This is a genomic window from Embleya sp. NPDC005971 (assembly GCF_040629175.1).
GTDB lineage: Bacteria > Actinomycetota > Actinomycetes > Streptomycetales > Streptomycetaceae > Embleya.
In genome coordinates, this window is record NZ_JBEXUX010000036.1 from 85286 (window position 1) to 110891 (window position 25606).

At 70.8% G+C, this 25606-nt stretch carries 20 protein-coding genes and 1 pseudogene; 13 read left to right on the plus strand and 8 right to left on the minus strand.

Going from position 1 to position 25606, the window contains the following annotated elements; all coding sequences use genetic code 11:
* The first annotated feature begins 122 nt into the window (after nucleotides 1-122).
* Both ABZ374_RS28505 and ABZ374_RS28510 read left to right on the plus strand, forming a co-directional pair.
* The gene (locus ABZ374_RS28505; protein WP_360316071.1) at nucleotides 123-953 is read left to right on the plus strand and encodes an NUDIX hydrolase; all 831 of its coding nucleotides are present in this window, start codon (nucleotides 123-125) and stop codon (nucleotides 951-953) included.
* A gap of 84 nt (nucleotides 954-1037) precedes the next feature.
* Entirely contained in the window at nucleotides 1038-1871 is an 834-nt protein-coding gene (locus ABZ374_RS28510; protein ID WP_360316016.1) for an MBL fold metallo-hydrolase, read from the plus strand.
* A gap of 114 nt (nucleotides 1872-1985) precedes the next feature.
* Here the strand turns inward: ABZ374_RS28510 and ABZ374_RS28515 are convergent, their stop codons facing one another.
* A complete protein-coding gene (locus ABZ374_RS28515) occupies nucleotides 1986-2660 on the minus strand; it encodes a Crp/Fnr family transcriptional regulator (RefSeq protein WP_020554920.1) in 675 nt (224 codons plus the stop codon).
* 217 nt (nucleotides 2661-2877) lie between these two features.
* Between ABZ374_RS28515 and nth the strand changes: the two genes are divergently transcribed.
* From nth to ABZ374_RS28535, 4 genes are all read left to right on the plus strand, one after another.
* Nucleotides 2878-3732: an endonuclease III gene (gene nth / locus ABZ374_RS28520; protein WP_360316018.1), complete on the plus strand. Its 855-nt coding sequence runs from the start codon at nucleotides 2878-2880 to the stop codon at nucleotides 3730-3732.
* Nucleotides 3729-4463, plus strand: a complete 735-nt coding sequence (locus ABZ374_RS28525; RefSeq protein ID WP_360316021.1) for a CoA pyrophosphatase — start codon at nucleotides 3729-3731, stop codon at nucleotides 4461-4463. Before nth ends, ABZ374_RS28525 begins: the two co-directional genes overlap by 4 nt.
* Before the next feature lie 151 nt (nucleotides 4464-4614).
* On the plus strand, nucleotides 4615-5799 hold the full coding sequence (locus tag ABZ374_RS28530) for a MarP family serine protease (protein ID WP_360316024.1): 1185 nt from the start codon (nucleotides 4615-4617) through the stop codon (nucleotides 5797-5799).
* A 77-nt stretch (nucleotides 5800-5876) separates the two neighbouring features.
* On the plus strand, nucleotides 5877-6563 hold the full coding sequence (locus ABZ374_RS28535) for a metal-dependent hydrolase (protein WP_360316026.1): 687 nt from the start codon (nucleotides 5877-5879) through the stop codon (nucleotides 6561-6563).
* A gap of 492 nt (nucleotides 6564-7055) precedes the next feature.
* Here ABZ374_RS28535 and ABZ374_RS28540 read toward each other — a convergent pair whose 3' ends face one another.
* The 5 genes from ABZ374_RS28540 to ABZ374_RS28560 all read right to left on the minus strand — a co-directional run bounded on the left by ABZ374_RS28540 (nucleotide 7056) and on the right by ABZ374_RS28560 (nucleotide 12705).
* The gene (locus tag ABZ374_RS28540) at nucleotides 7056-7976 is read right to left on the minus strand and encodes an alpha/beta hydrolase (protein ID WP_360316028.1); all 921 of its coding nucleotides are present in this window, start codon (nucleotides 7974-7976) and stop codon (nucleotides 7056-7058) included.
* A gap of 71 nt (nucleotides 7977-8047) precedes the next feature.
* Nucleotides 8048-8467 (minus strand): phage holin family protein, encoded by a 420-nt coding sequence (locus ABZ374_RS28545; RefSeq protein WP_360316031.1) that lies wholly within the window; start codon nucleotides 8465-8467, stop codon nucleotides 8048-8050.
* Between the two features lie 110 nt (nucleotides 8468-8577).
* Complete coding sequence (nhaA, locus tag ABZ374_RS28550) at nucleotides 8578-9849, minus strand: Na+/H+ antiporter NhaA (RefSeq protein WP_360316074.1); 1272 nt, start codon at nucleotides 9847-9849, stop codon at nucleotides 8578-8580.
* A gap of 326 nt (nucleotides 9850-10175) precedes the next feature.
* Nucleotides 10176-11513, minus strand: coding sequence for a hypothetical protein (locus ABZ374_RS28555; RefSeq protein ID WP_360316034.1), 1338 nt, complete (start codon nucleotides 11511-11513; stop codon nucleotides 10176-10178).
* Between the two features lie 205 nt (nucleotides 11514-11718).
* Nucleotides 11719-12705, minus strand: coding sequence for a sulfite exporter TauE/SafE family protein (locus ABZ374_RS28560; protein WP_360316036.1), 987 nt, complete (start codon nucleotides 12703-12705; stop codon nucleotides 11719-11721).
* A 258-nt stretch (nucleotides 12706-12963) separates the two neighbouring features.
* Here ABZ374_RS28560 and ABZ374_RS28565 point away from each other — a divergent pair, with 258 nt between their 5' ends.
* Both ABZ374_RS28565 and acs read left to right on the plus strand, forming a co-directional pair.
* Nucleotides 12964-15312: a SulP family inorganic anion transporter gene (locus ABZ374_RS28565; RefSeq protein WP_360316039.1), complete on the plus strand. Its 2349-nt coding sequence runs from the start codon at nucleotides 12964-12966 to the stop codon at nucleotides 15310-15312.
* A gap of 148 nt (nucleotides 15313-15460) precedes the next feature.
* Nucleotides 15461-17449 carry an acetate--CoA ligase gene (gene acs, locus ABZ374_RS28570; RefSeq protein WP_360316041.1) on the plus strand — a complete coding sequence of 663 codons (1989 nt, stop codon included), beginning with the start codon at nucleotides 15461-15463 and terminating at the stop codon, nucleotides 17447-17449.
* 58 nt (nucleotides 17450-17507) lie between these two features.
* Here acs and ABZ374_RS28575 read toward each other — a convergent pair whose 3' ends face one another.
* Complete coding sequence (locus ABZ374_RS28575; RefSeq protein WP_360316043.1) at nucleotides 17508-18488, minus strand: ATP-binding protein; 981 nt, start codon at nucleotides 18486-18488, stop codon at nucleotides 17508-17510.
* Between the two features lie 212 nt (nucleotides 18489-18700).
* Here ABZ374_RS28575 and ABZ374_RS28580 point away from each other — a divergent pair, with 212 nt between their 5' ends.
* Nucleotides 18701-19504, plus strand: coding sequence for an oxidoreductase (locus ABZ374_RS28580; RefSeq protein ID WP_360316046.1), 804 nt, complete (start codon nucleotides 18701-18703; stop codon nucleotides 19502-19504).
* Nucleotides 19505-19935: 431 nt separating this feature from the next.
* Here ABZ374_RS28580 and ABZ374_RS28585 read toward each other — a convergent pair whose 3' ends face one another.
* Nucleotides 19936-20742: an HAD-IB family hydrolase gene (locus ABZ374_RS28585; protein ID WP_360316048.1), complete on the minus strand. Its 807-nt coding sequence runs from the start codon at nucleotides 20740-20742 to the stop codon at nucleotides 19936-19938.
* Nucleotides 20743-21332: 590 nt separating this feature from the next.
* Between ABZ374_RS28585 and ssd the strand changes: the two genes are divergently transcribed.
* From ssd to ABZ374_RS28605, 4 genes and pseudogenes are all read left to right on the plus strand, one after another.
* On the plus strand, nucleotides 21333-22427 hold the full coding sequence (ssd, locus tag ABZ374_RS28590) for a septum site-determining protein Ssd (protein WP_360316051.1): 1095 nt from the start codon (nucleotides 21333-21335) through the stop codon (nucleotides 22425-22427).
* The gene (locus ABZ374_RS28595; protein ID WP_360316054.1) at nucleotides 22424-23722 is read left to right on the plus strand and encodes a TadA family conjugal transfer-associated ATPase; all 1299 of its coding nucleotides are present in this window, start codon (nucleotides 22424-22426) and stop codon (nucleotides 23720-23722) included. Before ssd ends, ABZ374_RS28595 begins: the two co-directional genes overlap by 4 nt.
* Complete coding sequence (locus ABZ374_RS28600) at nucleotides 23689-24858, plus strand: site-specific integrase (protein WP_360316057.1); 1170 nt, start codon at nucleotides 23689-23691, stop codon at nucleotides 24856-24858. Before ABZ374_RS28595 ends, ABZ374_RS28600 begins: the two co-directional genes overlap by 34 nt.
* A pseudogene (locus tag ABZ374_RS28605) lies at nucleotides 24855-25606 on the plus strand (site-specific integrase); the annotation flags it as partial. The gene ABZ374_RS28600 and the pseudogene ABZ374_RS28605, both read left to right, overlap by 4 nt.

Here is a 25606-nt window from a genome sequence, read left to right on the forward strand (position 1 = left end):
GCCCCTTTCGGGTCGGGTCCGATCGTTTTCGGGGGTGAGGGGTGGAACTTGACACGGTCAGGCGTACGATCCCGCGCATGGTCGAAACGGGGAGTACGCAAGCCGGAAACGCCCAGTCGGGCATGCCCGCGTCCTGGGCCGAGCGGGCCCGCGCGATCATCGCCGGCGAGGCACAGCCGGTCGCCCCGCGTCGCGCGGCGACCGTGGTGCTGCTGCGCGATGGTCCCGGTGGCGTCGAGGCGTATCTGCTCCGCCGGCACACCACGATGAAGTTCGCGGCCGGGATGTACGCGTTCCCCGGCGGCGGCGTCGACCCGCGCGACGCGGACCACTCGGTGGCCTGGGCCGGACCCGCACCCGAGGTGTGGGCCGAACGCCTGGGCACCGGCGTCGCCGAGGCCCGCGCGATCGTCTGCGCGGCTGTGCGCGAGACCTTCGAGGAGTCCGGCGTGCTGCTCGCCGGGCCCGACCCCAGCACGATCGTCTCCGACACCACCGGCGCGGACTGGGAGGCGGACCGTGCGGCACTGGTGGCGCGCGAGCAGACGCTGACCGAGTTCCTGGAGCGCCGCGACCTGGTGCTGCGCTCCGATCTGCTGGGCGCGTGGGCGCGCTGGATCACCCCGGAGTTCGAGGACCGGCGCTACGACACCTGGTTCTTCGTCGCGGCCCTGCCCACCGGCCAGCGCACCCGGGACGTCTCCGGCGAGGCCGACCGGGTCACCTGGGCCCGCCCCGCCGACGCGCTGGAACAGCACCGGGCGCAGGACATGGCGATGTTGCCGCCCACCATCGACACGTTGCGCCACCTCGCGGAGCTCGCCGACCCGGCGGCGGCGCTGGCCGCCGCGCAGGACCGAAAGATCACCCCGATCATGGCGCAGGGCCGATTCGAGGGAGACCGCCTCGTGCTCGAATGGCCCGGTATCGCGGACCCGTTCGGTTTGCGCTGAGACCCCGCGCACGACTCGGGGACGGTCCGCGCACAGGGCCCGGATCGGCCCCGGGCGATCGAGGCACCGGCACCGAGGTACAGGATGGCGACCATGAACACACAGCCCCTGCCCGGCAATCCCCGGGAGAGCATCGGCGGACCCGCGAGCCCACGGGTGACGTGTCTGCTCGCGCCGAACCCGAGCGCGATGTCGTTGGACGGCACCAACACCTGGATCGTGGCCGAGCCCGGCGCGGATACCGCCGTGGTGATCGACCCGGGGCCCGACGACGAGGGTCACCTGCGCGCGATCGTCGCCGCGGTCGAGGCGGACGGCCGCCGGGTGAGCCGGATCCTGCTCACCCACGGCCACCTCGACCACTCGGCCGGTGTGGCCGGCCTCAAGGCGCTCACCAACGCCGTCGTGCACTCGGTCGACCCACAGTGGCGCTACGGCGGCGAGGGCCTGGTCGACGGCCAGGTGATCGACGACGGCGGACTGGACCTGCGGGTGCTGGTCACCCCCGGCCATTCGGGTGACTCGGTGTGTTTCCTGGTGGCCGAGGACCGCTTCGTGGTCACCGGCGACACCGTGCTCGGCCGGGGCACCACGGTGGTCGCGCACCCGGACGGGCGACTCGGCGACTACCTGGACTCGCTGCGCCGGTTGCGCGCGCTCGCCGAATCCGGCGAGATCACCGCCGTACTGCCCGCGCACGGCCCGATCCTGGACGACGCGGCCGGCGTGCTCGACTTCTACCTCTCGCACCGGGCGGACCGACTGGCCCAGGTGCGGGCCGCGGTCGCCGCCGGCGACAAGACCGCCCAGGACGTGGTGGAGCGGGTCTACGCGCACGTGGACCGAGGACTGTGGTGGGCCGCCGAGATGTCGGTCCGAGCCCAGCTCGAATACCTGGCCGAGCACGCGGACGCCTGAGACCGACGTCGGAACCGGACGCCTGGGACCGACGTCGGAAAACCTCGCCGGAACATGACGCGGGGCCCGCCGACCGGCGGGCCCCGCGTCATCGGTTCATCCGTTCGCGACGTGTCACCGCGAGCGGCGCGACAACCGCTCGACGTCCATCAGGACCACCGCACGCGCCTCCAGCCGCAGCCAACCCCGGCTGGCGAAGTCGGCCAGCGCCTTGTTGACCGTCTCCCGCGAGGCGCCGACCAACTGGGCCAGCTCCTCCTGGGTGAGGTCGTGCGCGACGTGGATGCCCTCGTCGGCCGGCACCCCGAATCGGCGGGACAGGTCCAACAGCGCCTTGGCCACCCGGCCGGGGACGTCGGAGAAGACCAGGTCGCCCAGGCTCTCGTTGGTCCGCCGCAGCCGACGGGCTATCGCCCGAAGCAGTGCCGCGGCGACCTTGGGCCGACCGGTCAGCCAGGGCTGCAGGTCGGAGTGCCCCAGGCCGAGCAGCCGCACGTCGGTGAGCGCGGTCGCGGTCGCCGTACGCGGTCCGGGGTCGAACAACGACAACTCGCCGAACATCTCGCCCGGGCCGAGCACCGCGAGCATGTTCTCGCGACCGTCGTTGGAGCTGCGATGCAGCTTGATCTTGCCCTCGATCACCACGTACAGCCGGTCACCCGGGTCGCCCTCGTGGAAGAGCGAGTCCCCGCGCTCGAGCGCGACCTCCGTCATGGAGGCCCGCAGCTCGGCGGCGTCCTCATCTTCGAGCGCCGCGAACAGCGGAGCCCGCTGCAAAACGTCGTCCACGAGGTTCCTCCTAGGCCGGCCTGGTCGACACCAATGAAGCCGAGCGGTCAAACAGTGCGATCGGTCACAGTCTGACGCACCGGTACCCGCAATCATTACGCGGGGTGGCCTGGATCACGAACGGGCGGATCCGCAGTAACCGGACATGTCGCTCCTGTGATCAAGCGTGTGCGGACTGCTCGACCGTAGTCCCCACACATCTGCGTACTCTGGCCGGGTGTCCAGCAACGTGACGGAGCCCGCACCGCGCAGGTCGCGGGCTGCCGCGAAGGTCGTGAAAACCGAGTCCCATCTCGCTCTGGTGCGCCGCGCGCGCCGGATCAATCGCGAGCTGGGCGAGATATACCCGGGTGCGCACTGCGAACTCGACTACGGCACCGCGTTCCAGCTCCTGGTCGCCGTGGTGTTGTCCGCGCAGACCACCGACCGACGGGTCAACACGGTCACCCCGGCACTGTTCGCCCGCTTCCCCGACGCCGCCGCGATGGCCGCCGCGGAGCCGGCCGAGCTGGAGGCGATCATTCAGCCGACCGGGTTCTTCCGGGCCAAGACGCGCTCGGTCCAGGGCCTGTCCCAGGCGCTCCTGGAGCGCTACGACGGCGAGGTGCCGGGCAAGCTCGCCGACCTGGTCACCCTGCCGGGAGTGGGACGCAAGACCGCCAACGTGGTGCTCGGCGAGGTCTTCGACGTCCCCGGCATCACCGTCGACACCCACTTCGGCCGGCTGGCCCGGCGATTCGGCTGGACCAAGGACGAGGATCCGGTCAAGGTCGAGCAGGAGGTCGGGGCGCTCTTCCCGCGCAGGGACCTGACCCTGCTCTCGCACCGGGTGATCTTCCACGGCCGCCGGGTGTGCCACGCCCGCCGCCCGGCCTGCGGGGCGTGCGCCATCGCACCGTTGTGTCCGGCGTACGGCGAGGGCGAGACGGATCCGATCAAGGCCGCGGCGCTGCTCAAGTACGAGATGGCCGGGCAGCCCGGCCAACGGCTCAAACCGCCCGCCCTGCCGGTGCTCGCGGTGCCGGTCGACGCGGCGAGGAACGTACCGAAAGACGAGGGGGACGCCGGGTGACTCAGACCGGGACCGGGATCCAGACCTGGGCCGAAGCCGATCTACCGGAATGGCTGCGCCCGGTCGCGCGCACCGCCGCGTCGATCAGCCCCGAGCAACTGAGCCGCTTCCTGCCCCCCGCCCAGGGCGGTCGACGCTCCGCGGTGCTGATCCTGTTCGGCGAGGGACCCGACGGCCCGGACCTGCTGCTGCTCCAGCGTGCGCTGACGCTGCGCTCGCACGCGGGCCAGGCCGCGTTCCCCGGCGGCTCGGTGGACCCGGACGACGACGGCCCGGAGGGGACCGCGTTGCGCGAGGCACAGGAGGAGGTCGGGCTGGACCCCGCCGGTGTGCGGATCTTCGGCCGGTTGCCCGATCTGTACATCCCGGTGAGCGACTTCGTGGTCACCCCCGTGCTCGCGTGGTGGCACCGCGAGAGCGAGGTGGCCCCGGGAGCGCCCGAGGAGGTCGCCCGGGTGATGCGGGTGTCGATCGCCGATTTGGCCGACCCGGCCAACCGGGCCCGGCTGCGCCACCCCGGCGGTCACCTGGGTCCGGCGTTCCTGGTGCACGACATGATGGTCTGGGGCTTCACCGCGGGGCTGATCGACCGGGTGCTGCACCACACCGGCTGGGAGCGGCCGTGGGACGACCGGCGCGAGGTCACCCTGTCCGAGACCGAGGCCCGGTTGGCCCGGCGCGGCTTCGACCGCTACGAGGAGACCGCCTCCGAGCCCCACGTGCGGGACTGAACCGGGACGCGGCCGTCGGCCCGTCGCCGCGTCCGGTGCCGCAGCCGGGCTGACGGAGCGTCAACATCGGCTCTGTACAGCCGTGTCACCGGTGTTCGACGAACCGGCACGGCGGCGGACAGCGTGGGCTCGTACATGAGAACGTGAGCCCGTGAATGTCCTGGACCTGTTGCTGCTCGCCGCCGCGGTGGCCTTCGCCATCTCCGGATACCGGCAGGGCTTCATCGTCGGTGTGCTCTCCTTCCTGGGCTTCATCGGCGGCGGCGTGCTCGGCATGTGGCTCGTGCCGTCGCTGCTCGACCGCTTCGAGCCGGGGTTGGGCCCCTCGATCGCGGCGATCTGCGTCGTGCTCGTGTTGGCCACCGCGCTCCAGGCGCTGACCACCGCGGCGGGCAACCGACTGCGCCGGCATCTCACCTGGCGGCCCGCGCGGCTGGTGGACGCGGCCGGCGGCTCGATCGTGAGCGTGTGCGCGCTGTTGATCGTGGTGTGGCTGATCGGTTCCTCGGTCGCGGGCGCCTCGATGCCCACCATCTCGCGCGAGGTGCGCTCGTCCCAGGTGCTGGGCGGGGTGCAGAGGGTGTTGCCGCAGGGGGCCGACACGTGGTTCTCCTCGTTCGGCAACCTGCTCGACCGCAACGGCTTCCCGCAGGTCTTCAGCCCGTTCGTACGCGAGGACATCCCGCAGGTCCCGCCGCCGGACCCCAAGCTGTTGTCGATGCCCGCCGTCCAGGAGAGTCGCAACAGCATCGTCAAGATCGTCGGCACCGCGAAGAGTTGCGGCAAGGTGATCGAGGGCTCCGGCTTCGTCTACGCCCCGCAGCGGGTGATGACGAACGCGCACGTGGTCGGCGGCGTCAAGAAGCCGACCGTGCAGATCGGCGGCGAGGGGCGGGAGTACCAGGCCGAAGTGGTGCTCTACGACTGGAAGCGCGACATCGCGGTGCTCAAGGTGCCCGGTCTCAAGGCCACTCCGTTGCAGTTCGAGCCGAAGGTGGAGAGCGGCGCGGACGCGATCGTGGTCGGCTTCCCGGAGAACGGCGCCTTCCACGTCGAACCCGCCCGGGTCCGGGCCCGGATCCAGGCCGGCGGACCGGACATCTACAAGCGGGGCACGGTCAGTCGCGACGTGTACTCGCTGTACGCCAAGGTCCGCCAGGGCAACTCCGGCGGACCGCTGATCTCGCCCGGCGGCAAGGTCGCCGGGGTGATCTTCGCCAAGTCGCTCGACGACGAGTCCACCGGCTACGCGCTCACCGTCGAGGAGGTGCGCGCCGACGCCGAGGCGGGCGCGGTCGGCGACCGCCCGGTGGACACCCAGAGTTGCGCCATGTGACGCATGTTCGACGCCCGTTCGGGCAGACGTGCGAGCAGCACCGCCAACGGTGCCAACCGGCAGGGTGGGGTGGGGGAATGCTCGGGCATTCGCACGCGGTCAGCGGGGCACTGGTGTTCGCCGCGACGGCGCCGGTCCTGCCGCAACACCTGTGGCACAACCACCTGTCCGGGGCCGAGATCGTGATCGGCACCCTCCTGACCGCGGGCGCGGCGCTGCTGCCCGACCTCGACCACCACAACGGCACGATCGCCAACTTCCTCGGCCCACTCTCGCGCGCGTTGTGCTCGGGCGTGGCCAAGGTGTCCGGCGGGCATCGGCACGCCACCCACTCGATCGCCTTCGTCCTGGTGGCCGGACTGCTGACCTGGCAGGGCGTGCAACACCTGGGTCGGCCGTTCACCCTCACCATGGTCTTCGTGCTGCTCGCGCTGGGGTTGCGCGCGCTGAACGTGTGTCCGCCGGGCAAGGGCCCGGCGTCCTGGATCACCATCGTCGCGCTCGCCGGTGGCGGTACGGCGGTGGTCGACCACTGGATGCCGTCCGCACCCGACTGGTTGCCCATGGTGATCGTGCTCGGCTGTGTCGCGCACCTGCTCGGCGACTTCCTCACCAGGCAGGGGATACCGCTGCTCTGGCCGCTGGGCACCCGCTTCGAGCTGGCGATCGTCGGCCGGACCGGGAATCGTCTGGAGACGCTCGTCCTGGTGCCGGTGATGATGATCGCCACCGTCGCCCTTTTGTGGTTCGGCGCATTCGCCTGAAAACGAAAAGAAGCAATCGTTCGGCGAATACGAAGAACTCACCCGCGGGAAAGCGGTACCGCGACGCGGCCCGGTGTCGAGCCGCGTCGAAGCGTCAGCGTGGGGAGCGCAGCCGCAACGTCAACCAACGTGCTCGTCGGCGCAATATCCCCATCAGTCCCGGGAAATGATCCCCCCGGTCGGCAACCGCGCCGACCGGCGCCCCTCGCGTGTGTTCGAACCCGTGAGTGCCAGTGGTGCCGATCTCAACCATGAGGGTCTCTGCCGTCTCCGACCGGGTGTCCCCGGCCCCCGCCGCCATGCTCGGAGCGTTGTACGTCCGGCTCATAGGGGGGCGCCTACCCGGGTCACCGACGGCGTAATCGCCCCGCTTCGGCGGGCCGAAAATGCCCCCCGGAGACCATCGAGGCGATCTGTACGGAAGTGTCGGATATCCCTGGCAAAATTACACAAGAAGGCCCGAAACCATTGTGGAAGTTCAGTGCCGGAACTTCAACGTTCCGGTTCCGGATCCTTCAGCCAGCCCAGAAGTTCCTCGGTGAACATCGTGGGTTGTTCCTCGTGCGGGAAGTGGCCCACGCCCTCCAGCAGCCGCCACCGGTAGGGCGCCTCGACATAGCGCCCGGAGCCGGCGGCGGTGCGGGGCAGGATCACCGGATCGAGGGCGCCGTGCAGATGCAGCGTGGGCACCTCGACGGGGGCCTTCATCCGGGCCGAGTACTGGATTCCGTCCGGGCGCGGGATCGAGCGGATCAGCCAGCGGTAGTGCTCCGCCGCGCAGTGCGCCGTCCCGGGCACGAGCATCGCCTGCCGGTAGCGCGCGATCGACTCGTCGGCCGGCCGGCCCGGCGCCGACCACTCCCGCAACATGTCCCCGACCATGGCCGCGTCGTCGCGGATCAACTGCCGCTCGGGCACCCACGGCCGCTGGAAACCGAAGATGTGCGAACTCGCCGCCATCTGATGCCGATCGGTCAGCAGCGCGCCGCGCAGCCGCCGGGGGTGCGGCATCGACACCGCGACCAGGCGGCGGACCACCTTGGGCCGCAACACCGCGGCGGTCCAGCCCAGATAGGCGCCCAGGTCGTGGCCGACCACGATCGCGTCCGGCTCGCCCAGCGAGCGGATCACCCCGGTCACGTCCAGGGCCAAAGTGATCGGGTCGTAGCCGCGCGGGGTGCGGTCGCTGCCGCCGTAACCGCGCAGATCCAGCGCGACCGCGCGGTAGCCGGCCCGGGCCAGTACCGGTAGCTGATGCCGCCAGGTCCACCAGAACTGCGGGAAGCCGTGCAGCAAGAGCACGACCGGGCCCTCGCCCATCTCCGCGATGTGGAACCGCGCGCCGTTGGCGGCGATGTCGCGGTGCGTCCAGGGCCCGGCCACGTTGACCACGGTGCTCTCGGGAACCGTCATGCCGAGCAGCGTCGCACACTCGCGATGGTGCTCCTGTTTCCGCCGCCGGTCGGGCGACCCGTGCCGCCGGGTCAGCCGACGTTCTTCAGCGTGCTCACCGTGTCCCGGGTCGTGGTGATCGTCCGCTCCGGCGGCCGCACCTTCTTGAACGACTTGATGCCGTAGAAGGCGAGTGCCCCCGCGAGCAACAGATAGAAGCCGCCGACGATCAGGAAGCTCCACGCCACGCCGAGACCGAGGGCGTGGATGCCGTAGACGACGGCGAAGCTCAGGAAGACGAACGCGAACACACCCACGAAGGCCGCCGCGCCGAACGCGCCGCCACCCTTGGCGACGTTGACCACGCTGACCTTGACCTCGCTCTTGGCGAGCGCGATCTCACTGCGCACCAGCGTGGACATGTCCCGGCTGGCCGACGAGAACAGCTCGCCGAGGGATCGTTGTGCGTCGACGGGCACGTCCTGGGCCGGGGACCTGTCGGTGCCTGCCATGGTCACTCCTCGTGCGGGTACGGATAATCCGACCCCGATCATGCCCTGCTGTGGCGATACGGATCCAGCGGGGCGCGTCGTACGAGTGTTTCGGATGGGAAACGAAGCCGTCAGGAGTACCCGAGCTTCTCGTTCCGCAACCGATCGGCGTCGCTCTGATAGACGTCCGGAATGCCGTCGCCGTCGTCGTCGCGATTCTCCTCGGCGCACATCCGGGCGTACGCGTTGTTCCTTATCCGCAGCACGATCGAGGCCCCGATGGCGGCCAGTACCGAGCCCACCAACACCGCGGCCTTGGCCTCCTCGGTCAGCGTCGGGTCGTCGGTGAAGGCGAGTTCGCTGATCAGCAGCGACACCGTGAAGCCGATGCCGGCGAGCATCGACATGCCCAACACGTCCCACCACGCGAGGTCGTCGCTGAGCTGGGCCCGGGTGAATCGGGCGACCAGCCAGGTGCCCACGAAGATGCCGACCACCTTGCCCAGGATCAGGCCGATCATGATGCCGAGCGTGGGTCGGCGGGTGAACACGTCGGCGAGCACCGGGCCGGAGACCGCGACGCCCGCGGACATCAGCGCGAAGATCGGCACCGCGAAGCCGGCGGAGACCGGCCGGACTAGGTGCTCGACGTGCTCGGCCGGCGAGGTCCGCTCCTCCCGGTCGGGAAGCACCCGCATCAACAGGCCCATCGCGACGCCCGCGACCGTGGCGTGCACCCCGCTCTCGTGCATCAGCGCCCAGATCACCAGGGCGAGCGGTACGTACCACCACCAGCCGCGCACCCGGAATCGCTGGAGCAGGGCGAAGACCACGAGCAGGGCGAACGCCCCGGCCAGGGCCAGGAAGTCCACCGAGTCGGTGAAGAAGATCGCGATGATCAGGATCGCGCCGAGGTCGTCGACCACCGCGAGCGTCAGCAGGAACGAACGCAGTGCCGAGGGCAGGTTGGTGCCGATCACCGCGAGCACGGCCAGGGCGAAGGCGATGTCGGTCGCGGTGGGGATCGCCCAGCCGTCCGGCGAGCCGCCACCCGCGTTCACCGCGAAGTAGAACAGCGCCGGGGTGATCATGCCGCACGCGGCGGCCACCACCGGCAGCACCGCCTGGGCGGGATTGCGCAGGTCGCCGACCACGAGTTCGCGCTTGAGTTCGATGCCGGCCACGAAGAAGAACACCGCGAGCAGTCCGTCCGCGGCCCAAGTGCCCAGCGACAGATTGAGGTTGAGTGCCTCGGGGCCGATCCGGAAGTCGCGCAGGTCGTGATACGCGTCGCTCCACGCGGTGTTCGCCCAGATCACCGCGACCACCGCCGCGATCAGCAGCAGTGCGCCGCCGACGGTCTCGGTGCGCAGCGCGTCGGCGATGAAATTCCGCTCGGCCAGCGTGGACGGGCGCCGAAAGAACTTGTTGCGTGGTGCGGACTCGGCACCCACGGGACCTCCAGGTCGGCTGCGGCTCGCAGGCGTATACCGCCCCGCGAAAACGACAAAACAGCGCCGACCAGACTTCCCGGCATGCCTCCCGAAGGGAGACCCATGTGTCGGAGCGGTGAATTCCGCCCTCGATCGCCGTAAGTATATCGATAATGTGTGCGACCCGGTGGAACCGATCGGTACGCGCGTCGCCGGTGCGGCGGCAACGCAAAGGCCCCGTACCGAAGTTGTCTTCGGTACGGGGCCGCGTCGAGGGTGGCGGGGCCGCCGGGGGCTCAGTCCTGGCGGCGCGGCAGCACCGCGTGGTCCGGCGCGGCGAGCGAGCGCGACGCCGCGGGCTTGTTCGGGGACTGCGCGGAGGCGTTGACGATCGTGTTCCAGTCGGTCACGTTCTGACCGACGCCCAGGCCCTGGAGCTTGGCGATCACCGCGGGGTCCTGGCCCTCCAGCCAGTCGGTGAGCTGACGGAAGGTCACGCACCGCACGTCGGCCTTCGTGCAGACCGAGGTCACCGTGTCCCGGACGGCATTCATGTAGATGCCGCCGTTCCAGTCCTCGAAGTGATTACCGATGAACAACGGCGCGCGATTGGTGGTATAGGCGCGCTGGAATCCGTTCATGTAGAAATCGTGGGCTTCCTTTTCCCACGCGTCCTTCTTGGACGGGTCGAACTTGCCGTGCACCGCTTCCTGCTCGTACATGATGTTGTAGTCCATGGAGAGCTGCGACTTGGTCGGGCTGCCCGGCCACGGAAGCGACTGGAGCGGGAAGTCCCAAATGCCGGTCTCCTTGCCGCGCTTGGGCCACACCTGAAGACCGCCGGGAGAACTCGCGTCGTAGCGGAATCCCATTTCCTTGGCGGCCCGCATCAGATTCGGCTGGCCCTCCAGGCACGGGGCCCGGCCGCCGATGAGTTCCTTGCCCGGCGCGTAGTCGAACGGCAGCGGCGGCAGGTCGGCGTACCCGGTGTTGGTCTTCCAGTTCTGGACGAACTTGACCGCCTGCTCGGTCTCGTTCTTCCAGTCCGCGGGGCTCCAGCTCTTGCCGCTCGTGGCGCTGTTGCAGAAGTGCCCGTTGAAGTGCGTGCCGATCTCGTTGCCCTTGAGCCAGACCTCACGCATCTGGATGATCGTATTGCGCACCGTTTCGTCCGACATGAAGTTGATGTCGGACGCGCCGGCCGCGTGCTTCGGGCCGGTGTACATGGCCTTCTTCGTCTTCGGCAACGTGTAGATACCGCTCAGGAAGTACGTCATCTGAGCCTTGTTCGCCTCGGACAGCTTCGAGAATTCCGAGACCAGCTTGTTTCCGTCCTCGGCCGCGCCGTCCCAGGAGAAAATGACGAACTGCGGCGGTTTCTCGCCCGGCTTGAGCTTCTCCACCTTGGGCTGGTTCGGCTGGGGGCCGGTGTCGGCGGTCGAGCCGTCGCCGATCGGCTTGACCGGACCTCTCGGTTTGTCCGATTCCTTGCCCGGAGCGCTCGGATTTCCGTTGCCAGGGTTCTTTGCAGAGGAATTGCCGGAATCTTTCCCGTCCTTTGCGAAAACCACGAAACCGATAGCGGCCAGGACTGCGACAACGACGAGCACCGCAGCGCCGCGGACAGTTCGCACAGTTCACCTCTTCCCATGGACATGCCGGACCGGGCTGTATTACCTATCGATACATACGCACGCCGGGCCCACCCGGTTGCGTGCGTGCCCGGACCTTTCACCGCGTACCCGAGTCGGGACGCGGCGGATCACCCGGCATACGTGAGCGCGGACACATCACCGTACGGGGAGTCGGGCCCCGGAAGCGATCCGAGCCGGGCGGGCGTCAGGGGTCGCTCCGGAACTCGATGCGGCCGCTGTACATGCCCATCGCACAGGTCCAGGTCAGGGTGCCGGCGCGCGGTGTGCCCAGGTCGATTTCGGCCGCCCCGGTCACCGGCAACACCCGCTGCTCGTCCCGGGCGGGCAGCACGAAGCCCCGGGTGCAGCCGGTGGTGTGGTCGGTACGCAACACCAGCACGGTGCGCACGCCGGCCCGGGCCAGCGCGCGGGCCGGGTGGTAGCCCTCGTTCCCGACCCGGACGGTGACTCGTTGCACGCCGTCGGTGCCCGTGCGCGCCGCCGCGTGATCCACGGTGCCCGCCGCGGCCGGCGTCCACCAGCCGCCCAGGCGCAGTCCGGAGGCGATCGTCCACGCGGCCACCGCGAGCACCAACAGGCCCAGGAGCGCGGTCGGTCGGCCGCGCAGCACTCGTCCGGAGGCGCCGACCAGCAGGCCGAGCGCGGCGAACAGCGGGAGGGTGCCGAGCACGAAACCGGTCAGCACGGCGGCTCCGCCGAACGCGTTTCCCGAGGTCACCGCGACCAGTTCGACGCCCAGGGTGACGCCACACGGCACCAGCACGGTGGCGGCGCCCAACAGCAGTGGACCGCGGCCGGCGCCGCGGGCGAAGGCGCGCGGCAGCAGCCTGCCGACCCCGGGCACACCGAGCATGGACAGGCCGAAGAGCACCATCAGCGCGCCCGCCAGGAGCAGCAGGATCGCGCGGGTGCCGGGGGTCGGTTGGATCGCGCCGCCGAGCAGCCCGAGCAGGGCGCCCAGGACGGCGTGCGCGGCGAGCTTGGCGCCCAGGAAAACGGCCAGCGCCCGGGGGAGCAGGCCGCGCGGCACTGTCGTCGGGCAACCGGCGGCCGGGGTCGGGCGTGGCCGGACGGCGCCGGCGAGCAGGCCGCCCTGGACCGCCGCGCAGGACGCGCCGCCCGCGACGAACCCCGCACCGAGCCCGGTCGCGAACAGTGTGAGTACCTGCACGGAACCACCCCCACTCCGGGGAGATTACGGGCCATCACACACGGTGTGGAAGGTTCTCGACGCGAAACACCTGATTCACCCATGTGGGTGCATATTTTACGTTCTGAAAAGAATAGCCTTACTGTGACAAGGTAAACACTTAGAGTTAACTTGGCCTATCCGGCCCGGCACTCTTGTTCGACCCTGCGCGCCGCCACCCCTGCGGCAGCCATGCCCGCCATGACATGACTGACATGACTGACCCCGGAGGACACGGACATGCCCGTTGCCCCTGACATCACGCTCGCGCCGGTCTCCCGAATCGCCGCGCTGCGCGCGGATTTCGGCGCCTCACTCGTGGTTTTCCTGGTTGCCGTGCCGCTGTCGCTCGGCATCGCACTCGCAGCCGGCGCCCCTCTCGGCGCCGGCATCATCTCGGCCGTGGTCGGCGGCATCGTGGTCGGCCTGATCGGTGGCGCACCGCTCCAGGTGAGCGGTCCCACCGCGGGCCTGACCGTGATCGTGGCCGGCCTCGTCCAGACCTACGGCTGGCGGGTGACCTGCCTGGTCACCGTCGGCGCCGGCCTGCTCCAGATCCTGCTCGGCGTGCTCCGGGTGGCCCGCGCCACCCTCGCGCTGTCGCCGGCCGTCGTGCACGGCGTCGTCGCGGGCATCGGCGTGGTGATCGCGCTGGCCCAGTTGCACGTGGTCCTGGGCGGGGCGCCGCAGCGCTCGGCCTGGGAGAACCTGCACGAACTGCCCACCCAGGTGGGCAATCTGCGTGCCCCGACGGTCGCGGTCGGGGTGATCACCGTGGTCCTGCTGCTCGGTTGGCCGATGCTCGGCAGGCTGCCCGGGCGGTGGGCGCGGCTCGGCCGGGTGCCCGCGCCGCTGATCGCGGTCTCGCTCGCCACGGTGACCGCGAGCGTCCTGCACCTGAACGTGGCCCGGGTGGACCTGTCCTCGATCGCCCTCACCACCCCGGTGTTGCCGCCGGCGGGCGCGTGGGGCGCGATCGCGGTGGGTGTGATCAGCGTCGCGTTGGTCTCCGGCATGGAGTCGCTGCTCTCGGCCGCCGCGGCGGATCGGCTGCACCACGGGCCGCGCGCCAAGCTCGATCGCGAACTGATCGGTCAGGGCGTGGGCAACGTGGTCTCCGGCGCGATCGGCGGCTACCCGGTGACCGGCGTGGCGATCCGTTCGGTGACCAACGTGCGGGCCGGTGCGCTCACTCGGGCCGCGACGATCATGCACGGCGTGTGGGTGATGTTGTTCGTGGGCCTGCTCGGCGCCTTCGTCGAGCGCATCCCGCTCGCGGTGCTGGCCGCGCTGGTGATGGTGGTCGGCATCCAGATGGTCAGCCTCGCGCACATCCGACACGTGCACCGGCATCGCGAGTTCCCCGCCTACGCGGCGACCATCGCCGGGGTGATCCTGGCCGGCGTGCTCCAAGGCGTGCTGCTCGGCGTGGTGGTCGCGGTGCTCACCGCGCTGTATCGGCTCAGCCGCAGCACCGTGCGGGTGCATCCCGGCGACGGCGTGTTGCACGTCGAGGTGCACGGCTCGTTGACCTTCCTGTCGGTGCCGCGACTGTCCCGAGTGCTGGGCAAGTTGCCGCCGGGCGAGCACGTCGTGGTCGACATGACGGTGGACTACCTCGACCAGGCCGCGTTCGAGGCGGTGCACTCGTGGCGCGTGGGCTACCTCGCGCGCGGCGGTCGGGTGGACATCGAGGAGATCCACGACGGTTGCTACGAGCGGGCCGCGGGCGGTTCGCCGGGCCCCAGGCGCTCTCGACTGACCCCCTCGCCGCGTTGGTTCGCGCCGTGGTGGCACTGGCAGCGGGCCTGCCCGCGCGAGGACGGCACCGCGTCCCAGGCGCTGGTGGCCGGTGCGCGCGAGTTCCAACAGCGCACCGCGCCGCTGGTCCAGCCGTTCCTGGAGCGGCTCGCGCTGGAGGGACAAAAGCCCGCACAACTGTTCATCACCTGCGCCGATTCGCGGATCGTGCCGAACCTGATCACCGCGAGCGGCCCCGGGGACCTGTTCACCGTGCGCAACGTCGGCAACCTGGTGCCGCGCGGCGAGACCGGGCAGGCCGGCTCCGACACGGCCGACGCGTCGGTGGGCGCGGCGATCGAATACGCGGTGGCGGTGCTCGGGGTGCGCAGCATCACGGTGTGCGGGCACTCCGGTTGCGGGGCGATGGGCGCGCTGCTCGACAAGGTCGGCAAGGCGCCCGAGGCCGGGGCGGAGCCCGGCACGACGCCGCACCTCGACCGTTGGCTGCGCAACGGCGAATTGTCGCTGGCGCGCTTCACCGCCGGCCCCGCGCCGACCCTGACCGGGTATCGGGTACCACCGGTGGAACAACTGTGCCTGACCAACGTGGTCCAGCAGTTGGACAACCTGCTCGACCACGCGGTGGTCGCCCAGGCGGTGGCCGCAGGACGACTGCGCCTGTTCGGGCTCTACTTCGACCTCGCCTCCGCGCAGATGTACCTCTACGACGGCGTGCGCGGCGATTTCGGGCCGGTGGACGCGGAGCGGGCGGAGTCCGGGGCGCTGCCGGAGGTGCTCGCGACGGGCGCCGAAGATCACACTTTTCCGGCACTCAATGCGGGGTAGCCACCCCGTACGATCTCGCCGTCGGCCACGATGCGCCGTGGCCCGAGAAGTGGTCTAAACCAATCGCGGTCCTCCTCTTGCCGGCTCGGGCCGGTCCCTGATGAGCTACGGCGGAAGGAACCGACCGCAGCAGCACGGAGGAGTACGCGTGAGCAACGCAGACCGGAACACCGGGGACAAGGCCCAAGAGGCACTGTCGAACCTGCTGCGCGAGGAGCGACGCTTCGCGCCCCCGCCGGCGCTCGCGGAGGCCGCCAACGTCAAGGCCGAGGCGTACGAGCGGGCGTCGGCCGACCGGCTCGGCTTCTGGGCCGAACAGGCCCGGCGGCTGGACTGGGCGGTGGAGCCGCAGGAGACGCTGGACTGGTCGACGCCCCCGTTCGCGAAGTGGTTCGCCGACGGCAAGCTCAACGTGGCCTACAACTGTGTCGACCGGCACGTCGAGGCGGGCCACGGCGACCGGGTGGCGATCCACTTCGAGGGCGAGCCGGGCGACACCCGCACGCTGACCTACGCCGACCTCAAGCGCGAGGTGTCCAAGGCGGCCAACGCGCTCACCTCGCTGGGCGTCGAGGCGGGCGACCGGGTGGCGATCTACCTGCCGATGATCCCCGAGGCGGTGATCTCGATGCTCGCCTGCGCGCGCATCGGCGCCCCGCACTCGGTCGTCTTCGGCGGCTTCTCGGCGGACGCGGTGTCCTCACGTGTCAACGACAACGACGCGCGGATCGTGATCACCGCCGACGGCGGCTACCGGCGCGGCAAGCCCTCCGCGCTCAAGCCCGCCATCGACGAGGCGTTGGAGTCCTGCCCGGACGTGCGCAACGTGCTCGTGGTGCGTCGCACCGGCGGCGACGTCGCGTGGACCGAGGGCCGCGACATCTGGTGGCACGACCTGGTCGACGCGCAGTCCGAGGAGCACGAGCCGCAGGCGTTCGACGCCGAGCACCCGCTGTTCATCCTGTACACGTCGGGCACCACGGGGAAGCCGAAGGGCATCCTGCACACCTCCGGCGGTTACCTGACCCAGGCGAGCTACACGCACCACGCGGTGTTCGACCTCAAGCCCGAGACCGACGTCTACTGGTGCACGGCCGACATCGGCTGGGTCACCGGGCACTCGTACATCACCTACGGCCCGCTCTCCAACGGCGCCACCCAGGTCATGTACGAGGGCACACCGGACTCGCCGCACCAGGGCCGCTGGTGGGAGATCGTGGCGAAGTACGGGGTCACCATCCTGTACACCGCGCCCACCGCGATCCGCACCTGCATGAAGTGGGGCGACGACATCCCCGCGAAGTTCGACCTGTCCTCGCTGCGCGTCCTGGGCAGCGTCGGCGAGCCGATCAACCCCGAGGCGTGGATCTGGTACCGCGAGCACATCGGCGCCGGGAAGACCCCGATCGTCGACACGTGGTGGCAGACCGAGACCGGCGCGATCATGATCAGCCCGCTGCCGGGCGTCACCTCGACCAAGCCGGGTTCCGCGCAGCGCGCGCTGCCGGGCATCTCGGCCAAGGTGGTCGACGACACCGCGACCGAGGTGCCCGACGGCGGTGGCGGCTACCTGGTGCTCGACCAGCCGTGGCCGTCGATGTTGCGCACCATCTGGGGCGACGACCAGCGGTTCCAAGACACCTACTGGTCCCGCTTCGACGGGCTGTATTTCGCCGGCGACGGTGCCAAGAAGGACGAGGACGGCGACATCTGGCTGCTAGGCCGGGTGGACGACGTGATGCTCGTCTCCGGCCACAACATCTCCACCACCGAGGTCGAGTCGGCGCTGGTCTCGCACGCCAAGGTCGCCGAGTCGGCCGTGGTGGGCGCCACCGACGCGACCACGGGCCAGGCGATCGTGGCGTTCGTGATCCTGCGCGGCTCGGCCGGGGACTCCTCCGACGAACTCGTCGCCGAACTGCGCGAGCACGTCGGCCGGGTGCTCGGCCCGATCGCCAAGCCCAAGCGCATCCAGGTGGTCACCGAACTGCCCAAGACGCGCTCCGGCAAGATCATGCGCCGCCTGCTGCGGGACATGGCCGAGGGCCGCACGCTGGGCGACGTCACCACGCTGACCGACTCGTCGGTGATGGACCAGATCTCCGCGCAGCAGTCGTCGGCGGCGGCCGAGGACTGAGCGGGATCTGCGGGCCCGGGGCGGCCCGTCCCTTCGGGGGCGGGCCGCCCCGCCGCGTTCAGACCCCGGCGGAGATCGCCTGCGGGCCGAGCACGAACGCCGAGTCGACCTGCTCGGCGAGATCGACGCCGGTCTTGGCGTTGGCCCAGCTTTGTGCGTTCCGCAGGTGGAACTCGACCATCTGCGCGGTGTATCGCTCCCAGTCGCGGTGTTCGAAGCGGGCGTCACAGGCACGCGCCAACGTGTGCAACGCGGCGCGGTTGGCCGGCTCCAGCGTCTCGAAGCCGGGCGCGCGGCCCTTCTCCAGGGCGCGGACGAAGTCGGACTGCACGGTCCAGGTCAGCAGGTCCGCGCCGACGTGCTCGCGCAGGAACTCGACGTCCTCGGGGCCCTGGACCTTGTTGCCGACGACCGCGAGCGACACGCCCCAGTCGCGCGCGTAGTCGCGGTATTGCCGGTAGACGCCGACGCCCCGGCGGGTCGGTTCGGCGACCAGGAAGGTGAGGTCGAAGCGGGTGAACAGCCCGGAGGCGAACGAGTCGGACCCGGCGGTCATGTCCACCACCAGGTATTCGTCGGCGCCGTCGACGAGATGGTTGAGGTAGAGCTCCACCGCGCCGACCTTCGAGTGGTAGCAGGCCACCCCCAGGTCGGACTCCTCGAACGGACCGGTGGCCATCAGCCGCAGACCGGGCAGTCCGGGCACCTCGCGCGCGCACGCAGCGTGGATCGGGTTGTCGTCGGCGAGTCGGATCAGCCGCGAACCCCGGCCGGGCGGCGTGGTCTTGACCATCTCGGTGACCGAGCCGATCCGCGGGTTGTCGCCGCGCAGCCACTCCTTGATCGCGGGCAACTCGGCGCCCATCGCGGGCAGTGCCGCGGCGGCGCGTTCGTCCAGGCCGAGGGCCACGCCCAGATGCTGGTTGATGTCCGCGTCCACGGCGACCACCGGCCGGCCGGTGGTCGCGAGATGTCGGATGAACAGGGACGACAGCGTGGTCTTGCCGCTGCCGCCCTTGCCGACGAAGGCGATCTTCACGGATGGGCCCTTCGGTGACGGTCCGAACGTCCGGGGCCGACGACGCGGGTCCGGCATTCGGGTTTGACAATCGTTTTCGAATAGGATCATCCGTCGCTTACCGTGTCCGCGTCAAGTCGTTCGGTGAGCACGCGCCGGCGGGTGGGTCGACGGGTGGGCCTCGCGCGGACCGGTGTCGCGGACGGTTTCCGGCGCGGCGTAGGGTCACCCGGGTGAGCACCGCAACCGATCCCCTCGCCGCCCTCGCCGCCCTGCCCGGCGTGCCGGAGTCCGTCGAGGACACTCGCAAGGCCGTCGACCGGCTGCTCGGCCACCGCACGATGCGCCGCCGCAGCATGGACATCAGCGCCGAGTCCGCACTGCGCGGCGCGCGGGCGAGCGCCGCCCTCGAAGGGGTCGACTGGTCGCTGGAGGAGATCCGCCGCCGCACCGACTTCTCGGCCTCGGGCCGGGACGGCGCGGTGATCGCGGGCGCGCTGCGGTTGTCCGCCGAGATCGGCTCGCTGCTGGGCACCTGGGGGCACAGCCCGCTCCAGGTGCTGGCCCGGCTGCATGTGGTCGCCGCCGCCGACGCGGTGCCCGCCGAGGCGCTCGGCCGGCCGCGCCGCGACGGCGAACTGCCCGGGCCGCTGCCGTCGGCGGAGGAGGTGGCCGCCCGCCTGGACGGGTTGTCCCGACTGCTGCTCGCGCCGTCCTCGGCCCCCGCGATCGTGGTCGCCGCGGTCACCCACGCGGAGATCCTCACGCTCGCCCCGTTCGGCTGGGGCAACGGCCTGGTCGCCCGGGCCGCGCAGCGGATCGTACTGATCACCCGCGGCCTGGACCCCAAGGGCGCGGCCGTGCCCGAGGTCGGCCACCTGGACCTGGGCGTGGACGCCTACGCGGCGGCGCTGCGCGCGTACGAGAGCGGCACCGCGGCGGGTGTGGCGACCTGGATCGGGCACTGCGCCGAGGCGATGACGCTGGGCGCGCGGGAGAGCGTCGCGGTCTGCGAAGCGGTGATGCGCGGGATCTGATCCGTCCTGTGGGCGGGACGGCACGACCGGCTCGGCGGGGCCCGGGAAACGAGACGGCGGCGCCCTTGCGGACGCCGCCGTTTGCGCACTCCCACCGGGGTACCAAGCGTGTACCAGTTATGACGATCGGCCCCGGCATGCGCATCCACGGGGGGAAGAACATGCAGGTCGTCCGACGCGTTCGGCCCCTACGAGGGTCGGTCGCACGTGGGTTCCCGGCGGTCGTGTTCGGTCCGCGCGAGCCGACCGCCGAAGCGGGGCCGTACGGGCCGTTGGTCCCTTTTCTAGTGGGTTGCCGGGAGGAGGGGAACCCCTGGCCCAAGATCTTTACTTTTGGCCTTTGTCGGATTTGCTCCCGATCCGCCGTGTGGTCGACCCGCCGGCGTGTCGGCCGGCCCGGCGGGCGATGCGCCTCCCGTGGGTGTTCGGGGTCAGCGGCGCTTCTTGGCGAGGTACCAGACGAAGCCGGCCGCGGTGGCACCCGCGCCGATCGCGGTCGCCGCGAGCACGGGGCGCGAGGGCACCGACAGCGACGGCACCCGCTGGCGCAGCGCGACCGGCCGGCTGAACACCAGCACCGGCCAGCCTCGCCCGGTCGCCTCGCGGCGCAGGCCGCGATCGGGGTTGACCGCGTACGGGTGGCCGACCTCCAGAAGCATTGGCAGGTCGGTGATCGAGTCGCTGTACGCGTAGCAGGAGGCGAGGTCGTAGCCCTCGGTTCGGGCCAACTCCTTGACCGCCGCGGCCTTGTTGGGCCCATACGCGTAGAAGTCGATGTCGCCGGAGTAGCGGCCGTCCTCGACCACCATCCGGGTGGCCACCACCCGGTCCGCGCCCAGCATGTCGCCGATCGGCTCGACCACCTCGGCGCCGGAGGAACTGACGATGACCACGTCGCGACCCGCGGCGTGGTGTTCCTCGATCAGGGAGGCGGCCTCGTCGTAGATGATCGGGTCGATCATGTCGTGCAGGGTTTCCGCGACGATCTCGCGCACCTGCTGGACGTCCCAGCCGCGGCACAGCGCGGAGAGATATTCACGCATGCGCTCCATCTGGTCGTGATCCGCGCCGCCGACGAGGAAGACGAACTGCGCGTATGCACTCTTGAGGACGGAGCGGCGATTGATGAGGCCGCCGTGGTAGAAGGATCTGCTGAACGCCAGCGCACTGGACCTGGCGATGATGGTCTTGTCGAGGTCGAAGAAGGCTGCTGTCCGCTTCGGAGCCTGGGTTTCCACAGTTCACGAGGATAAGGGCAGCCATTCGGCGTAAACTCCACGTCGTGGGTTTGCTAGAGAACCCCCTCGGGTACATCCTGGAAGTCACGGATCGTTCGCGACCGTGCTAACCCGGTCCGACTCCTCCCCCCCCGAGTCGGCCGTGGAGACGACCCCCGCTCTCCCCCCCGGCGGGGGTCGTCGCTTGTCCGGGGGCTTTTTTGCGTCCGTACCCCTGTGTGGGCCGGTTCTTTGTCCGACTCATCGCGTGCGGGCGGGATTCGTCACCGTAGTGTCCGGGCCGGTTCGGATCGAATCCTCGATTCCGGGTCGGCCGTCCGTGTGTGGTCGGTGACCTTTTCGGACCTGCCCTTCTCCGGTGTTTCCGGTGGATTCCCGGGCGATTTTCGGCGTGTCACGGGCGCGTCGACGCGATGAGTCCGTCCGGGACGGTCCGGCCGTCCCTCGCACGAGTGAATCCGTCGTCCACAACCGCGGGCTTGTACACAGGCACGAACCACCCGCTCGGCCGAGCGCGCGCCGGCGGCGACGGTGGGGTCAGTTCTCGGGAGGGCCGGTTCGGACGGACCTCCCCGACCCCTGGAGGTTCCGTGGCAGCGCTCTCCCCACCGCGGCCGGCCCGCCCGCTCCTGGTGACCGGTGATCCGACCCTGCTCGACGAACTTCTGCGGTTGTGCGCCGCGGCCGGGATCGAGCCCGAGGTGCAGCCGGACGCGGGCGCGGCGCGGACCGCGTGGCCGGCGGCGCCGCTGGTGATCGTCGGCGACGACGTGACACCGGGTCTGGCCCGCTGCGGACTGCCCCGCCGGGAGGACGTGGTGCTGATCGGCGCCGACCTGGACGACGGCGACGTGTGGCGACGGGCCCTGGACGTCGGGGCGGACCACGTGGTGTTCCTGCCGGACGCGGAGGCGTGGATCGTCGATCGACTGGGCGATGTCGCGGAGGGCACCGGGCCGGACGCGCACACGATCGCGGTGCTCGGCGGTTGCGGCGGCAGCGGGGCGAGCACGTTGGCCTGCGCGCTCGCAGTGACCGCGGGACGCCGGGGGCTGAACACCGCGCTGGTGGACGTGGATCCACTGGGTGGGGGACTGGACGTGCTGCTCGGCGGTGAGGACGAGAGCGGCCTGCGTTGGCCGGACCTGGCGAGCGCGCGGGGCCGGATCGACGGCGGTGCGCTGTCCGACGCGCTGGTGCACCTGCACGGGCTGACCGTGCTCTCGTGGGATCGCGAGCGACCGCCGGGGATTCCGCCGGACACGATCCGCTCGGTGGTGCGGGCGGTGCGCAGACGGCACGACGTCGCGGTGCTCGACGTGCCGCGGCACACCGACTCGGCGGGGGCGGAGGCACTGCGGCAGTGCGATACCGGGTTGTTGGTGGTGCCGGCCGAGGTGCGGGCGCTGGCCGCGGCGGCGCAGGTGTCGGCGCGGGTCGGTCCGATGGTGCGTGACCTGCGGGCGGTGGTGCGGCAGCCGAGTTCCTCGGGGCTGACCTCGGAGGCGGCCGCGCGCGGTCTCGGCCTGCCGCTCGCGGGCGAGTTGCGACCGGAGGCGGGATTGTCGGCCGCCGCCGAGCGGGGTGATCCGCCGGGGCTGCGCTCACGCGGGCCGTTGGCCCGGTTCTGTCGGGAGTATCTGGCGGGCAATCCGGCCGGCGTGGTGCGTCGGGAGGCCGCGTGAGTGCGCGCGAGGTGCCGCCGATGCCGCCGTTTCCGCCGCCGACGCCGCTGCCGGGTGGGTCGCCGCCGCGGGGCGGGCGGCAGGTGCGGCCGACGGGGGTGCCGCAGCCGCCGCCGTGGCCGGTGCCGACGCCGGCGGAGGGCGGTACCGGGGTCTTCTCGGCGCCGCAATTGCGACCGGTGCCGGTGGCCGGCCCCGCCGCGTCGGTGCCGGCGCCGCCGGATCCGGGGCTGGTCGAGGCGGTGCGGTCGCGGTTGGCCGCGGGCGGACACGAGCCGACGCCCGGTGCGGTGGCGGCGGCGCTGCGGGCCGAGGGGCGGGTGCTCGGCGAGGCGGCGTTGCCGGACCTGGTCCGGGCGTTGCGCTCGGAGATCGCCGGGGCCGGGCCGCTGGACGCGCTGCTGCGTGATCCCGAGGTCACCGACGTGCTGGTCAACGCGCCCGACGAGGTGTGGATCGACCGGGGCGCGGGGCCGCAGCGCACGGCGGTGACGTTCGCGGACGACGCGGCGGTGCGGCGGCTCGCCCAGCGGTTGGCGAGCGGCGCCGGGCGGCGGCTGGACGACGCCTCGCCGTATGTGGACGCCACGCTCGCCGACGGGATCCGGCTGCACGCGGTGCTGCGTCCGGTCGCGGTGCGCGGCACGTGCCTGTCGTTGCGCGTGCCTCGGCGCACCTCGTTGGGGCTGGCCGATCTGGTCCGGGTCGGTTCGTTGTCGCCGGTTGCGGCCGAACTGCTGTGTGCGGTCGTCTCGGCTCGCGCCGCGTTCCTGGTCTCCGGGGGCACCGGATCGGGCAAGACCACGCTGCTCGGAGCGCTCCTCGGCTGCGCTCATCCCGCCGAACGGCTCTTGTTGGCCGAGGACTCGGCCGAGCTGACGCCGCGTCACCCACATGTGGTGCGGCTCGAGTCGCGGCCGGCCAACGTCGAGGGCGCGGGCGAGGTGACGCTGCGGGATCTGGTGCGTCAGGCACTGCGGATGCGGCCGGATCGACTCGTGGTCGGCGAGGTGCGCGGCGCCGAGGTGGTCGAGTTGCTCGCCGCGCTCAACACCGGCCACGAGGGCGGGTGCGGTGTGTTGACCGAACTAGTTTCTTTATTTATGCAGGTCAGAGGGCACTCTGCTAGCTTCCCCGCATGCTCGATGAACAACGTCCCGCACGGGATCTCCAGAGCTTCGTGCTGCCGGAAATCGGCCGGTTGCTGGAGACGAAGGACCCGTGGGATCCATGGCGGTTACAGGATCCGTCCGGTCAAACGGTGCAGCCCGTCGCGGTCTTCTTCAAGGAGTTGACGGCGGGTGACAGCTCACCGCTGACGCCGCGCTCGTACGGCATGGACCTGCTGCGCTGGTACCGATTCCTGTGGGCCTTCGAGATCGAGTGGGACCGTGCCGTCCGGGAGGACGCCAGGGACTTCGTGCTCTGGATGAAGCTGGCCGACAAACCGGTGCGCGTCCACTGGCGGCACCGGAGCAAGGGCCCCTCGGCCCCGTCCCCGCCGGCTCGAGTCGGCGGCCCGGCACCCGGAACACCGAATCCGGTGACCGGAAAGCCCACCCGCGGAGCGAAGTACGCCGCCACGACGCGGGCCCACTGCGAGACCGTGCTGCGGACGTTCTACGACTTCCACCTGGAGCGCAACACCGGGTCGCTCCTGGTCAATCCCTTCCCGCTCGCTCGGGGCCGCCGCACGGCCCGAGCGAACGCACACCACAACCCGGAGAAGGAACACCGGAAGCAACGCGCGGGCCTCTACCGGCCCAAGATCCCGAAGCGAATCCCACGACGCATCCCGGACGACGAGTACGCCGACGTCTTCGCCGGCCTGCGTTCGCACCGCGATCGGGCCCTGCTCGCCTTCTGGCTCTCCACCGGCGCCCGCGCCGAGGAACTGCTGACGTCGCGCCAGGTGGACGCGGTCGTCGGCCGGCAGACGATCGGGGTGATCCGCAAGGGCACCCACGTCTATCAGGAACTGCCCGCCACAGGCGATGCGTTCGTCTGGCTGCGGCTCTACCAGGAACAGGCCTGGCGCGACGGCGTCCCCCGCGGCCGCACGCAGCCTCTGTGGTGGACCCTGCGCCGCCCCTGGCGGCCGTTGGCCTACGACGCGGCCCGCATGATGTTCAACCGCGCCAACGAGCTCCTGGGCTCCAACTGGACCCTCCACGACCTGCGGCACACGGCGACGTTCCGGATGCTCGACGACCCGACCATGCCGCCGGTCTACGTCCAGCACATCCTCGGCCACCGATACCTGTCGACCCTGGACATCTACAACAACCCGTCGCAGGACGACGTGATCGTCGCAGGCCTGGCGCATCACGAGCGTCAGCGCCGCAAGCGCGAGAGCCCGCCGCCGGCGGCCTCGCCCGCCGCCTACAACCAGGACTCGCTGAACAACCTGTTCGGAGGACCGACTCCTTGACCACCACGGCAGAAACGGTGACGGGCGGACCCGCCACGCTCCCTCTCGGCTGGGGCCAAGTCCCGGCACTGATGGAGAAGTTCCCCCCGCGGACGCCGGCGACGACCTGGCCCGCGACCGAGGCCTCCCGCGAGGAGATCCTCGACACGCTCGGGAAACCGCCGTTCCGGACAGCGACGAAGAGCGCCCAGCAGGCGAGGTTGCAGGGCGCGCGGTGGATCATGAGATGGCTCGCCACGTTCCCGGGCGAGAACTGGCAGCAGCGCTGGCAGGCATGTCCCGCCTCTGCGGACGCCCGGGGCTGGACGTCGCATATCCGCAGATTCGGGCAGGAGATCGGTGCTCGTCCGACCCATTCGGCGATGACCGCGGGCCTCCTCGCCTTGATCTGCGCGGACGCGGTCCGCCCGGACCTTTCGTGGCTTGCGTCGAGGAATTCGCGCTTTCTGCGACTCGGGGTCGAAGCCACCCGCGACGCCGAAGGGTTCGCCCGGCTCAGGGCCGACGTCCCCACGGACGTGCTCGAGTCACAGGACGGCTCACGGGCCCTGATCGTGCTCGCGCACCTCGTGGTCGCCTACGGAGGCGGCATCGAGGACATCCGGGTCGGGGACCTGTTGGCCTTGCGGGCCCGCAGTGCCACGAACCGGACACGGCCGATTCAACTCGCCTACGGATGGCTGCGCGACACGGGCCGGTTCCCGGCCGACGCCCCGGGGACACTGTTCCACCTGGAGGTCCGCGGGCC